General features: G+C 67.2%; 13 protein-coding genes. 5 read left to right on the top strand and 8 right to left on the bottom strand.

The features are described 5' to 3' along the window. Position 1: 1 nt before the first annotated feature. Complete coding sequence (locus AB4061_RS12565; protein ID WP_441634143.1) at positions 2-958, bottom strand: alpha/beta hydrolase; 957 nt, start codon at positions 956-958, stop codon at positions 2-4. A gap of 188 nt (positions 959-1,146) precedes the next feature. Here AB4061_RS12565 and AB4061_RS12560 point away from each other — a divergent pair, with 188 nt between their 5' ends. After that, positions 1,147-1,419, top strand: a complete 273-nt coding sequence (locus AB4061_RS12560) for a hypothetical protein (protein ID WP_441634141.1) — start codon at positions 1,147-1,149, stop codon at positions 1,417-1,419. A gap of 31 nt (positions 1,420-1,450) precedes the next feature. On the opposite strand, the gene AB4061_RS12555 is transcribed toward AB4061_RS12560, so the two are convergent. After that, positions 1,451-1,858 (bottom strand): VOC family protein, encoded by a 408-nt coding sequence (locus AB4061_RS12555; RefSeq protein ID WP_441634139.1) that lies wholly within the window; start codon positions 1,856-1,858, stop codon positions 1,451-1,453. 216 nt (positions 1,859-2,074) lie between these two features. Between AB4061_RS12555 and AB4061_RS12550 the strand changes: the two genes are divergently transcribed. Continuing rightward, positions 2,075-4,018, top strand: coding sequence for a sigma-54-dependent Fis family transcriptional regulator (locus AB4061_RS12550; protein ID WP_441634137.1), 1,944 nt, complete (start codon positions 2,075-2,077; stop codon positions 4,016-4,018). A 52-nt stretch (positions 4,019-4,070) separates the two neighbouring features. On the opposite strand, the gene AB4061_RS12545 is transcribed toward AB4061_RS12550, so the two are convergent. The 4 genes from AB4061_RS12545 to AB4061_RS12530 all read right to left on the bottom strand — a co-directional run bounded on the left by AB4061_RS12545 (position 4,071) and on the right by AB4061_RS12530 (position 8,348). Next, positions 4,071-4,463, bottom strand: coding sequence for a DUF779 domain-containing protein (locus AB4061_RS12545; RefSeq protein WP_441634135.1), 393 nt, complete (start codon positions 4,461-4,463; stop codon positions 4,071-4,073). A 57-nt stretch (positions 4,464-4,520) separates the two neighbouring features. Then, positions 4,521-5,549 carry an alcohol dehydrogenase AdhP gene (adhP, locus tag AB4061_RS12540; protein WP_441634133.1) on the bottom strand — a complete coding sequence of 343 codons (1,029 nt, stop codon included), beginning with the start codon at positions 5,547-5,549 and terminating at the stop codon, positions 4,521-4,523. Positions 5,550-5,661: 112 nt separating this feature from the next. Next, complete coding sequence (gene adh, locus AB4061_RS12535; protein WP_441634131.1) at positions 5,662-7,182, bottom strand: aldehyde dehydrogenase; 1,521 nt, start codon at positions 7,180-7,182, stop codon at positions 5,662-5,664. Between the two features lie 218 nt (positions 7,183-7,400). Further along, positions 7,401-8,348, bottom strand: coding sequence for a LysR family transcriptional regulator (locus AB4061_RS12530; RefSeq protein WP_441634129.1), 948 nt, complete (start codon positions 8,346-8,348; stop codon positions 7,401-7,403). Positions 8,349-8,464: 116 nt separating this feature from the next. Here AB4061_RS12530 and AB4061_RS12525 point away from each other — a divergent pair, with 116 nt between their 5' ends. Further along, positions 8,465-12,025 carry an indolepyruvate ferredoxin oxidoreductase family protein gene (locus tag AB4061_RS12525; protein ID WP_441634127.1) on the top strand — a complete coding sequence of 1,187 codons (3,561 nt, stop codon included), beginning with the start codon at positions 8,465-8,467 and terminating at the stop codon, positions 12,023-12,025. A 91-nt stretch (positions 12,026-12,116) separates the two neighbouring features. Here the strand turns inward: AB4061_RS12525 and AB4061_RS12520 are convergent, their stop codons facing one another. Beyond that, on the bottom strand, positions 12,117-12,434 hold the full coding sequence (locus AB4061_RS12520; RefSeq protein WP_441634126.1) for a YnfA family protein: 318 nt from the start codon (positions 12,432-12,434) through the stop codon (positions 12,117-12,119). After that, entirely contained in the window at positions 12,431-13,423 is a 993-nt protein-coding gene (locus AB4061_RS12515; protein WP_441634124.1) for a 5'-nucleotidase, read from the bottom strand. The genes AB4061_RS12520 and AB4061_RS12515 overlap by 4 nt, the downstream gene beginning before the upstream one ends. 205 nt (positions 13,424-13,628) lie before the next feature. On the opposite strand from AB4061_RS12515, the gene AB4061_RS12510 reads away from it, so the two are divergent. Beyond that, positions 13,629-14,177, top strand: coding sequence for a hypothetical protein (locus tag AB4061_RS12510; protein WP_441634122.1), 549 nt, complete (start codon positions 13,629-13,631; stop codon positions 14,175-14,177). Further along, complete coding sequence (locus AB4061_RS12505; protein ID WP_441634120.1) at positions 14,174-14,671, top strand: hypothetical protein; 498 nt, start codon at positions 14,174-14,176, stop codon at positions 14,669-14,671. The genes AB4061_RS12510 and AB4061_RS12505 overlap by 4 nt, the downstream gene beginning before the upstream one ends. The last annotated feature ends 5 nt before the right edge of the window (positions 14,672-14,676 follow it).

Raw genomic sequence — 14,676 nt, 5'->3', positions numbered from 1 at the left:
TCTACCTTGGGGCGAAGACCGGGAAGCCGGGCATGCCATCCGGGGCTTGCACCGCCGCCGGTTCCACGCCATTGGCCTGCGGCACTTCCGGTGCAACCGGCCGGGCACCGGGCCGGCTAACCTGCTGCGCGAATTCCGCCAGCGCGTGCCAGGTCTCGGGCTGCTCGATGATGGTGAAATGGTTGGTGCCCGGCATCATCTGCCGCGCTACCTGGCCGGGCCAGGCTGCGATCAGGCGCTCCGAGCATTCGTGGGGCACCACCTCGTCGACCTCGGCCAGCAGCACCTTGGTGCTTTGCACCACCTTCTTGCAGTGGGAGATCGAGTCGAAGTGATGGCGCATCAGTTGCCGCAGCGGCACCAGCGGGAAGCGCTTGCGCACGATCTCCAGCAAGGAGTCGTAAGGCGTGATCAGCTGCAGGCTCTCGAAATCCTGCAGGTCCGCCAGCTGGATGGCTACGCCGGTGCCGAGGCTGCGGCCGACCACATGCACGCGCGTGCCGGGGAACATGCGGCGCAGGTGCAGCAGGAACTGGCTGGCGTCCGCCACGGCGGCTGGCTCGGAGGGGTGGCCGTCCGAGTGGCCCAGGCCGCGGTAGTCCATGGTGGCAAAGCCCACGCCTGGCGGCAGCCAGGCCAGGTATTGCATGGTGTCCAATACATCCTCGCCGCGCCCGGGCAGGTAGAACAGCAGGTCGCGCGCGGTTTGTGCATTTCGCACGGTTTCCCCGGTTTCCGCGTCCAGGACGCCTTGGTCGCCGTAGACGTAGCCGCGCAGGAAACCGCCCGGCACTTCGTGCGAGTAGGCGGAAATGCCCTCGGGCAGGTCCCGCGGCGGGCGGCGGCGGGCGTCAAACAACAGCCTGTCCTGGTTCAGCGTCAGGTAGGTCCAGTAGCAGGTGAAGCCGCCTGCGGTCAGCAGGACGGCGGCGAGGGCCTTGCGTGAATGGGGGGGCATGGTTTCGGAGGGTTTGTTCTGCCTGGCTTTACAGCGCAATGCGGGGAGCGTTTCCTGGCGTCTCCCGGATCATTTTCCGGGGGGCACGGCATTCGACCGGGCAACCCGTGCGCAAGTTCTTGTACGATTCTTGTACGATACGCCTCACATCAACAGCGGCCGGTGCGGCCGCGCACGGAGCCAAAGGCATGACAGAACAAAACGACCAGAAAGACCCGAAAGACCAGCAAAACGACGTAGAAAACCGCGCGGAGGAAGCCCAGGCGATGGAGCGCGTCGTCAACGCCACCCGCCAGGTGCAGGTGGCCTTTACCGCGCTGCAGGGGCAGTTTGCGCCGCAGGGCAGCGGCAAGCCGTCAAAAATGGCGCTGCAGACCTTCGATGCATCGCTGCAGGCGCTGGAAGATGCGCAAGCGGCATTTGACGACGTGCTGAACGACCTGCTCGACGGCAAGCGCTGATTCCAGTGCCAGTGGACGCCGCATCCGGCGCTCAGTGTCCTGGATAGGCCGCCACTTCGATCAGGTTGCCGTCCGGGTCCCGGCAATAGACCGAGGTCATCGGGCCGAGCGCGCCGGTGCGCGCCGCCGGGCCTGCCTCGATCGGCACATGGTGCGCAAGCCAGTGCGCGATCACGCTCTCCAGCGTGTTGTGGGTGATAAAGCAGAGATCGTCGCTGCCGGTGGTCGGGTGGACGCCGGTGAACCACGCCACGATGTCCGTATCGATCGGGCGCAGGTTGATCTTCTGCTGGCCGAAGCGCACCGAGACCCGCTTGCCGGTGCGCGATTCGAAGTCCTCGCGCTGCATGCCCAGCACGCTCTCGTACCACGCYGCGCTGGTCTCCACGTCCTTCACATTCAGGACGATATGGTCGAAGCGATCTATCACAATGCTCATCGTGCGCCTTTCGAGGGAGTGAAACGGGAGAGGCCGGGCGCGCAGCGCGCGTGCGGCAAACAAGTACTTTACACCCGACTTCCGGGTGGTGCGTGCACGTTGCGCTAGCGGCATGTGATAAGGTTTGGCGGCAAGGTCGCCACGCCGCCAGACAGGCCGGCACGAAAGACGGCCCGACCCGGCCAAGCCGGGATCCAGAACAGGAGACCTGCCGTCATGAGCAGCACGCTTGCCAGCCACGCCGCAACGCCGGACGCCGATCCGGAGCGCCGCATCCTGATTGYCCGCGCGCATGCGCGTTCCACCAGCTTCGGCCTCGAAGCCACCCATGCGGCGGACTACCAATCGCTGGGCAAGCGCGCGCTGCACGAACTGGTCGACGCCAATCAGTTGCTGTACAAGCACGCGCTGCCGGTCATGGAAACCCTGCACGCGCAGATCGCCAATACCGAGAGCATGGTGCTGCTGACCGACAGCGGCGGCGTGATCCTGCACAGCCTGGGCGACGGCGATTTTGCCGACCGGGCCAGGCGTGTGGCCTTGGCGCCGGGCGTCTCGTGGGCGGAGTCGAGCAAGGGCACCAACGCCATCGGCACGGCGCTGGCCGAGGCCCAGCCCGCGGTGGTTCACGCCGACGAGCATTTCCTGCGTGCCAACCGCACGCTGACCTGTTCCTGCGTGCCGATCTCCGGGCCGTTTGGCCAGGTGCTGGGGGCGCTCGATGTCAGCGGCGATCATCGCGGCTTCCACAAGCACACCATGGCGCTGGTGCGCATGTCGGCGCAGATGATCGAGAACCATCTGTTCGCCACGCATTTCACCGATGCCGCGCTGGTGCGCTTTCATGCGCGGCCGGAGTTCGTCGGCACGCTGTTCGAAGGCATGGCGGCGTTCTCGGCCGATGGCACCTTCCTGGCGGCCAACCGCAGCGGGCTGTTCCAGCTCGGCTTGTCGCCCGATACGCTGAACCACCAGAGTTTTGCCGCCTTGTTCGGCATGCCGCTGGGCACCGCGCTCAAAGAGGGGGCGCAGGCGTGCGGCGAGTTGCTGACGCTGACCCTGCCAAGCCGCGTGCTGGTGTTTGCTCGGATGGCGCTGCTCGCGCCGCTGCGTCGCGCGCCCGCGCCGGCCGCACGTCCATCGGCCCCGGCATCTTCCCTCGCGCACGCCTCGGCGCTGGCCGCTCTCGATACCGGGGACGCCCGCATGGCCGCCGTGCTGCAGCGGGTCGACAAGGTGCGCGGACGCGATATTCCCATCCTGGTGCTGGGCCGCACCGGTACCGGCAAGGAGTGGCTGGCGCGCGCCATCCATCGCGATTCGCCCCGCAGCGCCGCGCCCTTCGTCGCCGTCAATTGCGCGTCGATCCCGGAGTCCCTGATCGAGGCGGAGCTGTTCGGTTACGAGGACGGGGCCTTCACCGGCGCGCGGCGGCGCGGCAGCCCGGGCAAGCTGGTGCAGGCGCACGGCGGCACCTTGTTCCTTGACGAGATTGGCGACATGCCGCTGGCGCAGCAGGTGCGGCTGATGCGCGTGCTGCAGGAGCGCGCGGTGACCCCGCTGGGCGGCGCCCGCGCAATCCCCGTGGATTTGCGCATCATTTGCGCCACCCACCGCGACCTGCGCGCGATGATCGCGGCGGGCACCTTCCGCGAGGATCTGTACTACCGCATCAATGCGCTATCGGTGACGCTGCCGRCGCTGCGCGACCGCACGGACTTGCCGGTGCTGGTGGAGCGCATCCTGACGCAGCAACTCGCGCAGGCGGAGCATGGCGAGCACGGTGATGCGCATCCAACCCGCGTTGCCGCGGACGTGCTGGCGCATTTTCAGCGCCATCCCTGGCCGGGCAACCTGCGCCAGATGGTCAACGTGCTGCGCACCGCGGCCATCATGGCCGAAGGCGAAGGCGAGATCCGCGCGGAGCATTTGCCGGAGGATTTTGAGCGCGAGCCGACGTTCGCGCAGGACAGGGACGCCGCGCCAGCCTTCATGTCCCCGGCGCCCTCGATGCCCGCCGGTACCCCCGAGCGCCTGCGCGATCGGGAAGCCGCCATGATCCACCAGGCGCTGGCGCGCCACGGCGGCAATGTCAGCCTGGCCGCGCGCGAGCTTGGCTTGTCGCGCAATACGATTTACCGGCGGCTAAAGCGCAGCTAAAGCGCAGCAAATGCACGGCGGACTGGCGCCGGTTTCACGTCATGCCGCCGCTTCACGGCGCCGGCTCCCGCTCCAGGCGCGCCGCCTCGTCATCGCTGAACAATTCGGAGCGCGTCAAGAACCGCAACCCGGTCGGCCCTTCCAGCGAAAACATCCCGCCCGATCCCGGCACCACGTCGATCACCAGCCGCGTGTGCTGCCAGTACTCGAACTGCGCACGCGTCATGTAGAACTTCGCGCCGCCGATCTCGCCGAGGCAGACATCGGCCTCGCCAATGATCAGGTCGCCGTCCGGGTAGCACATTGGCGCGCTGCCGTCGCAGCAGCCGCCCGACTGGTGGAACATCAACGCCCCGTGCTGCGCGCGCAGGCGCTCGATCAGCGCCAGCGCGGCAGGCGTGGCGACGACGCGCTGCACGGCGTCAGGTGACTGGGTGTCGGGCATCGGGCGGCTCCTTGCCTTCGGTTGGCAACTTCGGACGGCAACTTCAGATGGCAAACGTCAAGCAGCAAAGTCCATGACGACCCGGCCTTCGATATCGCCGGCGCGCATGCGCGTGAAGATCTCGTTGATCTTCTCCAGCGGCGCGGTGGACACGGTCGCCTTGACCGCCCCATGCGCGGCAAAGTCTAGCGACTCCTGCAGGTCGCTGCGGGTGCCGACGATGGAGCCGCGGATGGTAATGCCCTTGAGCACCACGTCGAAGATCGGCGTGGGGAAGTCGCCGGGCGGCAGGCCGTTGAGCGCCACCGTGCCGCCGCGCCGGACCATGCCGATCGCCTGGCCGAATGCCTTGGGCGAGACCGCCGTGACCAGCGCGCCGTGCGCGCCGCCGATTTCCTTCTGCAGGAACGCCACGGGATCGGTGGTGCGCGCATTGACCGTGACCTCGGCGCCGAGCTTGCGGGCGAGTTCGAGCTTCTTGTCGTCGATATCCACCGCCGCCACGCGCAGCCCCATGGCGCGCGCATATTGCACCGCCACATGGCCAAGCCCGCCGATGCCGGAGATCACGACCCACTGGCCAGGCCGCGTATCGGTGACCTTCAAGCCCTTGTAGACGGTCACGCCCGCGCAAAGGATCGGCGCGATTTCCACGAAGCCCACGCTGTCCGGCAGCAGGCCCACGTAGTTAGGATCGGCTACCACGTATTCGCCATAGCCGCCGTTGACCGAGTAACCGGTGTTTTCCTGCTTCTCGCACAGGGTTTCCCAGCCTTGCAGGCAGTGCTCGCAGTAGCCGCAGGCGCTATACAGCCAGGGCACGCCGACGCGATCGCCTTCCTTCACGCGGCTCACGCCCGCGCCTACCGCCGAGACATAGCCCACGCCTTCGTGGCCGGGAATGAAGGGCAGGGTTGGCTTGACCGGCCAGTCGCCTTCGGCGGCATGGAGGTCGGTGTGGCATACGCCGGAGGCTTCAATCTTGACCTGGATCTGGCCGCGCCCGGGCTGCGGCACGGGCACTTCATCGATCGTGAGCGGGGCGCCGAACTCCCGCACCACGGCGGCTTTCATCATCGCTGTCATCTCGACTCCTGGTTCTGTTGGCAGGGACGCCCGCGCCGCGCGGCGGTAAGCCGGCAGGGGCGGGCGCCATGTCGATCATGTCATGGGCGGGAGCGCCCATTCTTGCTCTGTATCAAAAGAAGCCGAGTGCGTTCGGGCTGTAGCTCACCAGCAGGTTCTTGGTCTGCTGGTAGTGGTCCAGCATCATGCGATGGTTCTCGCGCCCGATGCCGGATTGCTTGTAGCCGCCAAATGCCGCATGCGCCGGGTAGGCGTGATAGCAGTTGGTCCACAYGCGGCCAGCCTGGATGCCGCGGCCCATGCGGAAGGCGCGCGCGCCGTCTCGCGTCCATACGCCGGCGCCTAGCCCGTAGAGCGTGTCGTTGGCGATTTCCAGCGCTTCTTCCTCGTCCTTGAACGTGGTCACCGACACCACCGGGCCAAAGATCTCTTCCTGGAAAATGYGCATCTTGTTATGGCCGGAGAATACCGTGGGCTTGACGTAGTAGCCRCTCGCAAGGTCGCCACCCAGCGCGTTGCGCTCGCCGCCGATCAGGCATTGCGCGCCTTCCTGCTTGCCCAGGTCGATATACGACAGGATCTTCTCGAGCTGCTCCTGCGAAGCCTGCGCGCCGATCATGGTGGCCTTGTCGAGCGGGTGGCCCTGCTTGATCGCCGCCACGCGCTTGAGCGCGCGCTCCATGAAGCGCTCGTAGATCGATTCCTGGATCAGCGCGCGCGACGGGCAGGTGCAGACCTCGCCCTGGTTCAGCGCGAACATGGCGAAGCCTTCCAGCGCCTTGTCGAAGTACGCGTCGTCGGCGGACAGTACGTCTTCGAAGAAGATGTTGGGCGACTTGCCACCCAGTTCCAGCGTAACCGGGATCAGGTTCTGCGAGGCGTACTGCATGATCAGCCGGCCGGTGGTGGTCTCGCCGGTAAAGGCGATCTTGCTGATGCGCGAGCTGGAGGCCAGCGGCTTGCCAGCCTCGAGCCCGAAGCCGTTGATCACATTGAGCACGCCCGGCGGCAGCAGGTCGCCGATGATTTCCATCAGCACCAGGATCGAGGCCGGGGTCTGCTCCGCGGGCTTGAGCACCACGCAGTTGCCGGCGGCCAGCGCGGGCGCGAGCTTCCACGTGGCCATCAGGAGCGGGAAATTCCACGGGATGATCTGGCCGACCACGCCCAGCGGCTCATGGAAGTGATAGGCCACGGTGTCGTGGTCGATCTCGGAGATACCGCCTTCCTGCGCGCGGATGCAGCCGGCGAAGTAGCGGAAGTGGTCTACCGCCAGCGGCAGGTCGGCCGCCGTGGTTTCGCGGATGGGTTTGCCGTTGTCGATGGTCTCGGCCACCGCCAGCGTGACCAGGTTGGCCTCGATGCGCTCAGCGATGCGGTTCAGGATATTGGCGCGCTCGGTGGTGGAGGTACGGCCCCAGGCGCCCTTGGCGCGGTGCGCGGCGTCCAGCGCGGCGTCCACGTCCTTCTGGTTGGAGCGCGGCACGCGCGTGAAGGGCTTGCCGGTGACCGGCGAGATCGCTTCAAAGTACTGGCCATCGGCCGGGGCCACCCAGGCGCCGCCGATATAGTTTTCGTACTGTTCCTTGTAGGGATACGCAACGCCCAGCTGGGCGATTTCCGCCATGTTCATGTCTCTCTCCGTCTCGTGATGTCTGTCGTGCCGCGTTGTTTGCGCACAGGCATCCATCCGCAAAAGCTGTGCCTGGCGGACACGGCGCTGCGAAAACGGTGAAACCACGTAAAAGCTGGCAGGCGAGGGGCTATGCAGGCGGCTTCCAGTGCGCCGCCGTGCGCCAAGGTGTACCAATCTGGAACAGCGTGTGGCGCCTTGGCACAGGGGCTTGCCGCCTAGCTGCCGCTGGCGTGGATCAGGAACTCCCGCAGCGCGTCGGCTGGCTTGTCCAGCTTGCGCCCCGGTTGCCATAGCAGCCCCAGCTCCATGTCCGGCACGCCTTCGGCGATCGGCCGCGCCTCGATCTGCTTGCCTTCCAGCGACCACGGGCGGTACACCATGTCGGACAGCACGGTCACGCCAAAGCCGTGCGCCACCAGCCCGCGCAGCCCCTCCATCGAACTGGTGCGAAACGCGATCGAAGGCGCGAGCCGCTTGCTGCGCCAGTAGCGCAGCGTGGAGCGCTCGCCTTCATCCACAGTCAGCAGGATGTAGGGATGCGCCGCAATGTCCTTCAGCGTCAGCCTGGGCAACGCCAGCAGGGGATGCGACGGCGACGCCCATAGCTGGCGCCGCGAGCGGATCAGCGTGTGGTGGGCAAAGCGTTGCAGCCTCTCGATATTGGACAGCAGCCCGATGCCAAGCTCGATCTCCCCGGCCAGTACCGCGCGCTCGATGCCGGGGCGGTCCATGTCGTGCAGGTCGAAATCGATATCCGGGTAGTTGGTGCGAAACCGCGCCAGCAGGCCCGGCAACAGGTAGCCCAGCACGGTGTAGGACGCCGCCAGGCGCACCGTGCCGCTCAGGTTGTGCGCCTGGAAGCGCGGCTCGCGCAGGGTGTCCTGCACGGCATCCAGGATCTGCCGGGCGCGCTGGTGCAGCCGGTGCCCCTCCGGCGTCAGGGCCACGCCGTGCGGCAGGCGGTCAAAGAGGCGCACGCCAAGCTGCTGCTCCAGCATCAGCACGGCATTGGTAATGGCCGATTGCGACACATGCTCGGCGGTGGCGGCCATGGAGAACTGGCCAGTCTCCGCCGCCGCGGCGAAATAGCGGAACTGCCGCAAGGTGATTTCCTTGGCGATGCGCTGCCCGCCGTCTTCCTTCCCGTGCCGCTCTTTCGCCATATGCCGCTCCGATATGTGTTTTTCAGATACCTGCTCTCTGAATTCATGATTTTACGATATCGGCCAGCCTTCCTACACTCAGCGACAGCCCACAAGAGCACACGGAGACAGCATCGATGAATGCCCCCCTATCCTCAGCCCAGCAAGATGCGCTAGCGTCGGTTTCCCTTGACGATAAATACACCCTGGAAAAAGGCCGCGTGTATCTCAGCGGCACCCAGGCGCTGGTGCGCCTGCCCATGCTGCAAAAGGCGCGCGACCTTGCCGCCGGGCTGAATACGGCGGGCTTTATCTCCGGCTACCGCGGCTCCCCGCTGGGCGGCGTGGACCAGGCGCTGTGGAAGGCCAAGAAGCACCTGGCCGCCAGCGACGTGGTATTCCAGCCCGGCGTGAACGAAGACCTGGCCGCCACCGCCGTGTGGGGCACCCAGCAGGTCAACCTGTTTCCCGACGCGACCCGCGATGGCGTGTTCTCGATGTGGTACGGCAAGGGCCCGGGGGTGGACCGCTCCATCGACGTGCTCAAGCACGCCAACTCGGCCGGCTCCGCCAAGCACGGCGGCGTGCTGGTGCTGGCGGGCGACGACCACGCCGCCAAGTCGTCCTCGGTGGCGCACCAGTCCGAGCACGTGCTGCTGGCCTCCGGCATCCCGGTGCTGTACCCGTCCAATGTGCAGGAATACCTCGACTACGGCCTGCATGGCTGGGCCATGAGCCGCTACTCCGGCCTGTGGGTGTCGATGAAATGCGTGACCGACGTGGTGGAATCCACCGCCTCGGTGGAGGTCGACCCGGATCGCGTGCAGATTGTGCTGCCGGAGGATTTCGCCATGCCCGAGGGCGGCCTCAATATCCGCTGGCCAGATCCGCCGCTGGCGCAGGAAGCCCGCCTGCTCGACCACAAATGGTATGCGGCGCTGGCCTATATCCGCGCCAACAAGCTCAACCGCGTGGTGCTGGATTCGCCCAACGCGCGCTTCGGCATCATGACCGCCGGCAAGGCCTACCTCGACGTGCGCCAGGCACTGTCGGACCTGGGCCTGGACGACGATACCTGCCGCCGCATCGGCATCCGCGTGTTCAAGGTGGGCTGCGTGTGGCCCCTGGACGCGCACGACGCGCGCGAGTTCGCCACCGGCCTGGAAGAGATCCTGGTGGTGGAAGAAAAGCGCCAGATCCTCGAATACGCGCTCAAGGAAGAACTCTACAACTGGCGCGACGACGTGCGCCCCAAGGTCTACGGCAAGTTCGACGAGCGCGGCAACCACGGGGGCGAATGGTCGCTGCCGCGCGGCAACTGGCTGCTGCCCGCGCACTACGAGCTATCGCCCGCGCTGATCGCCAAGGCCATCGCCACCCGGCTGGAGAAAAGCGACCTGCCCACCGACGTGCGCGAGCGCATCGCCGCGCGCGTGGCGCTGATCGAGGCCAAGGAGCGCGAGGCCGCGCGCCCGCGCATCTCGGTGGAGCGCAAGCCCTGGTTTTGCTCGGGCTGCCCGCATAACACCTCCACCCGCGTGCCCGAAGGCTCGCGCGCGCTGGCCGGCATCGGCTGCCACTATATGGCGATGTGGATGGACCGCAATACCGACACCTTCAGCCAGATGGGCGGCGAGGGTGTGGCGTGGACCGGGCAGATGCATTTCACCGGCGAGAAGCATGTGTTCGTCAACCTCGGCGACGGCACCTATTTCCACTCGGGACTGCTGGCAATCCGCGCGGCCATCGCGTCCAAGGCGTGCATCACCTACAAGATCCTGTTCAACGACGCGGTGGCGATGACCGGCGGCCAGCCCGTGGATGGCATTCTGACCGTGCCGCAGATCGCGCACCAGGTGCTGGCCGAAGGCGCCAGCAAGATCGTGGTGGTGACCGACGAGCCGGAGAAATACGGCGATGGCAGCATGCTGCCCGGCGGCGTCACGGTGCACCACCGCGATCAGCTCGATGAGATCCAGGTCCAGCTGCGCGATACCGCCGGCGTCACCATCCTGATCTACGACCAGACCTGCGCCACCGAAAAGCGCCGCCGCCGCAAGCGCGGCACCATGGCAGACCCCGCCAAGCGCGCGTTTATCAACGACGCGGTCTGCGAAGGCTGCGGCGACTGCTCGGTCAAGTCCAATTGCCTGTCGGTGGAGCCGCTGGAAACGCCGCTGGGCACCAAGCGCAAGATCAACCAGTCCTCGTGCAACAAGGACTTCTCCTGCGTCAACGGCTTTTGCCCGAGCTTTGTCACGGCGCAAGGCGCTCAGGTGCGCAAGCCGGCCGCGGCGGGCGGCAAGGGTGCGCTTGCCGATTTCAGCGCGCTGCCGCAGCCGGTGCTGCCGGTGCTGGAGCGGCCCTACGGCGTGCTGGTTACGGGCGTTGGCGGCACTGGCGTGGTCACCATCGGCGGCCTGCTCGGCATGGCTGCCCACCTGGAGCAAAAGGGCGTGACCGTGCTCGACATGGCGGGCCTGGCGCAGAAGGGCGGCGCGGTGATCAGCCATGTGCAGATCGCCCCGACCCCGGCCGCGCTGCACGCCACCCGCATCGCCACCGGCGAAGCACGGCTGGTGATCGGCTGCGACGCGATCGTCTCCGCCTCGCCCGAGGTCTTGTCCAAGACCCGGATCGACGTGACGGCAGCCGCCATCAATAGCGCCAATACGCCTACCGCAGACTTCATCAAGAACCCGAACTGGAAATTCCCGGGCGCCTCGGCCGAGCAGGACCTGCGCGCCAGCGTCGGCGACGCCTGCGCGTTTATCGACGCCAATGCGTGGGCCGTGAAGCTGCTGGCCGATTCGATCTACTCCAACCCGCTGCTGCTGGGCTTTGCCTGGCAAAAGGGCTGGGTCCCGTTGCGGCGCGACAGCCTGGTGCGTGCCATCGAGCTCAACGGCGTATCCGTGGAGAAGAACCTGCTGGCCTTCGACTGGGGCCGCTATCTGGCGCATCACGGCGAGGCCGCGCTCGCCGCGCAATTGCAGACCACGCCGCGTGCCCAGGTGGTCGCCATGCCGGAAACGCTCGATAGCGTCATCCGCCAGCGCGAAGCCCTGCTCACGGCCTACCAGAACCCGGCGTACGCTGCCCGGTACCGCGCCGCGGTCGAAAGCGTGCGTGCCGCCGAAAAGCGCGTGGGCGCCAACCCTCGCTTGCCGCTCGCCGAAGCCGTGGCGCGCAACCTCGCCAAGCTGATGGCCTACAAGGATGAGTACGAAGTCGCCCGCCTGTACGCCGACCCCGCCTTCCTGGACAAGCTGCGCGCGCAGTTCGAAGGCGAACCTGGCCGCGACTACCAGCTCAGCTTCCACCTGGCCCCCCCGCTGCTGGCAAAGCGGGACTCGCATGGCCACCTGGTCAAGCGCCGCTTTGGCCCGGCCATGCTGACCGCCTTCCGTCTGCTGGCACGCGCCAAGGGCTTGCGCGGCACCGCCTTCGACGTGTTCGGCAAGACCGCCGAGCGGCGCGCGGAACGCAAGCTGATCGAGGACTACATCGCGATGGCGGAGGAGTTCGGCGCGACGCTGAATGCGGACCGGCTGGATACGGCTGTAGCGCTGGCGAGCCTGCCCGACGACATCCGCGGCTTCGGGCATGTCAAGGAAGCCAACATGGAGAAGGTGGCGGCGCGGCGGGTGGCGTTGCTGGCGCAGTATCGCGGGGCGGCGGCGCGGGCCGCGGCCTGAGCGGTCGCGGGCACAATGCTTGGTTGGGCGCGGATCAGGAGGGGGCGGGCGCTAGCCATGGCGCAAGCTCGCCATCATGCTCCGCGCCGTTTCAACGTGGCTGAAAAACAATGATCGCCATTCCCGCAATCGCCACCGCCACCCCCGCCAGATCCCAGTGGCTAGGCTTGACCCCATCCACCAGCCAGAGCCACACAATCGCCACCGCAATATAAATGCCGCCATAAGCCGCATAAACCCGCCCGGACGCATCCGGGTGCAGCGACAGCAGCCAGGCGAACAGCGCCAGCGACAGCGCGCCTGGCACCAGCAGCCACACGCTGGCACCCTGGCGCAGCCACAGGTAGGGGAAATAGCAGCCCAGGATCTCCGCGCAGGCCGTGATGAGGTAAAGGGCGAAGGTCTTCATGCGGAGGCGGGTGCTTTGCCGGCCTGGCTGGCGGCATCGGTGTCGTCGTTCCTGGCGCGCTTGCGCGCGGGCCGGCGTTTGCCGCCTCCCAGCTCGCCACCTTTGTAGGGCACCCGCCCCGACGGCACCACCGCCGACGCCAGTTCCACGTGCCCTTCCTGGTCGTCGAAGAACATATGCGCGCCGAACGCCTGCAGCACTTGATCCTTAGGCAAGCCGCCGAGGAAAAAGGCTTCATCAATGCTGACGTTCCACGCGCGCAGGGTATGCACCACCCGCGTATGCGCCGGGCTGTTGCGCGCCGTCACGATGGCGATGCGCACCGGGCACTTGCCGGGCGGGAAGTGCGACTGGATCTCCGCCAGCCGCAGCAGCAGCTTGGCAAACGGCCCTTCGGCCATGGCCTTGTGGCGGTGTTTCTGCTCATGCCGGACGAAGGCTTCCAGCCCTTTTTGCTTGAAGATCTGCTCGGACTCCGGCGAGAACAGCACGGCATCGCCGTCGAAGGCAATGCGGATCTGGCCGGCGGGGGCGTGATAGTCGGCGGGCGCGGCGTACAACTGGGCCGCGGCCACGCCGCCGTCGATGGCGGCTTGTACGTCGTTGGCCTCGCGCGAGAGGAACAGGTCCACCTTGAAGGCTTGCAGGTAGCGCGAGATCGATTCGCCGCCGGTGAACGCCGCGCGGGTGATGTCGAGGCGGTGGGTCTCGATGGCGTTGAACGCGCGCAGCCCGGTGTCCGGCGAATTGCGCGAGATCACCACGACCTCGACCAGCCTTCGGTCCGGGATCAGGTGATTGAGCCCGAGCAGCGCCTGCACCAGCGGAAAGGCTGTGCCCGGCAGCAGGGGTTCGTCCTCATGCTGGCGCTGGTAGGCGGAGTAGGACGCCACCCCCTCGGATTGATAGATGCCGTTCTCGTGCTCGAGGTCGAACAACGCCCGGGACGAGATGCCGATGACGAGTTTGTCTGTGAGATCGTAGGCCATGCCGCAGTATAAAGGCAGACGATTCGGCGCTGGCGGCGCGCCGGGCGGGCGCGCCGCATCACCGGATGCATCCGGCGCACACTGTCGTTCTTACAATCTTTGACATTTCTGCGCTTTGCGACGCCAGTGCGCGCGCGTATGCTGGCCCGCTTTTGCGAATGCGCCGGCCCTGCCGGGCATAGCCTTCTCCGGTTTCCCATCCCCCATGATCACTCCTGATTCCCTCTGCGCACCGCCCGGGACCGGCCTGCGTGGCCCGGCTGCGCTTGCCGCCGCGATTGCCCTTTGCTTGTCCGCCACGGGCTGCAGTTCCTTGCTGAGCGAGGGCACCGCGGCCGGTGCGGGCATTGCCGGCGCCAGCATTGCCGGTGCGCTGACGGACAACGCGGCGGTGGCGACCGGAATCGGCCTGGGTGTGCAGGCGGGCGCCAGGGCGGCCTTGCAGTACAGCCAACGCAAAATCCACGCGGCCGCGCAAGACCGCATCGCCATGGCCGCCGGCCCGCTGGCGGTGGATGCGGTGGCGGACTGGAAGACCGACCACGCCGTGCCGCTCGAGCCTGCGGAGCATGGCCGGGTCACGGTCAGCCGGGAGATCGGCGGCAAGTCCCTGCAGTGCAAGGAGATCGTGTTCTCGGTGGACGACAACGCGAAAGCCAGCGCGTTCTATATCGCGGCGATCTGCCGGGACGGCCAGACATGGAAGTGGGCATCGGCGGAGCCGGCCACCGAGCGCTGGGGGGCGCTGCAATGAGCGGCCTGCACCGGTTGCGGGTCATCGTGCCCGTGCTTGCGGCCGCCCTGGCCACCGGCTGCTCGTCGGTCGGCGACCTGACCGGCGCGGTGGCCGGCGTGGCGACCGGCGCGGTCACCGGCAATCCGGCCCTGGCCGCCGGCGTGGCCATCGGCGTCAGCGCTGCCACGGATGCCGGCGCCAAATACGTCTTGCGCAACTGGCAGCAGGCGGAGCAGGACAGCATCGCCGCCACCATCGGCGCCATGCCGGTCGATGCGCAGCAGCGCTGGGAAATCCGCCACCCCTTGCCCTATGCCAACGAGCATGGCTGGGTGCGGGTGGTGCGCCTCATCCGCACGCCGCTGGCGGAATGCCGGGAGGCGCTGTTCTCGGTGGACGACGACGCCAGGCAACAGCGCGCCTGGTTCCTGACCACCGCCTGCCGGCAGCCCGCTGGCTGGAAATGGGCGGCGGCGGAGCCGGCGGTGCCGCGCTGGGGCAACCTGCAGTAGGGCAG

Source organism: Cupriavidus sp. YAF13 (genome assembly GCF_052113425.1).
In the GTDB taxonomy this organism is placed as follows: domain Bacteria; phylum Pseudomonadota; class Gammaproteobacteria; order Burkholderiales; family Burkholderiaceae; genus Cupriavidus.
Note: the sequence above shows the minus strand (reverse complement) of the source record. Positions and strands in the feature narration are given on the sequence as shown.

Coding starts and splice junctions, on each gene's coding strand:
- AB4061_RS12545 (WP_441634135.1), bottom strand. CDS start 4,463: ATGCCCGACACCCAGTCACCTGACGCCGTGCAGCGCGTCGTCGCCACG.
- AB4061_RS12520 (WP_441634126.1), bottom strand. CDS start 12,434: ATGAAGACCTTCGCCCTTTACCTCATCACGGCCTGCGCGGAGATCCTG.
- AB4061_RS12560 (WP_441634141.1), top strand. CDS start 1,147: ATGACAGAACAAAACGACCAGAAAGACCCGAAAGACCAGCAAAACGAC.
- AB4061_RS12505 (WP_441634120.1), top strand. CDS start 14,174: ATGAGCGGCCTGCACCGGTTGCGGGTCATCGTGCCCGTGCTTGCGGCC.
- AB4061_RS12525 (WP_441634127.1), top strand. CDS start 8,465: ATGAATGCCCCCCTATCCTCAGCCCAGCAAGATGCGCTAGCGTCGGTT.
- AB4061_RS12530 (WP_441634129.1), bottom strand. CDS start 8,348: ATGGCGAAAGAGCGGCACGGGAAGGAAGACGGCGGGCAGCGCATCGCC.
- adhP (WP_441634133.1), bottom strand. CDS start 5,549: ATGACAGCGATGATGAAAGCCGCCGTGGTGCGGGAGTTCGGCGCCCCG.
- AB4061_RS12515 (WP_441634124.1), bottom strand. CDS start 13,423: ATGGCCTACGATCTCACAGACAAACTCGTCATCGGCATCTCGTCCCGG.
- AB4061_RS12565 (WP_441634143.1), bottom strand. CDS start 958: ATGCCCCCCCATTCACGCAAGGCCCTCGCCGCCGTCCTGCTGACCGCA.
- AB4061_RS12510 (WP_441634122.1), top strand. CDS start 13,629: ATGATCACTCCTGATTCCCTCTGCGCACCGCCCGGGACCGGCCTGCGT.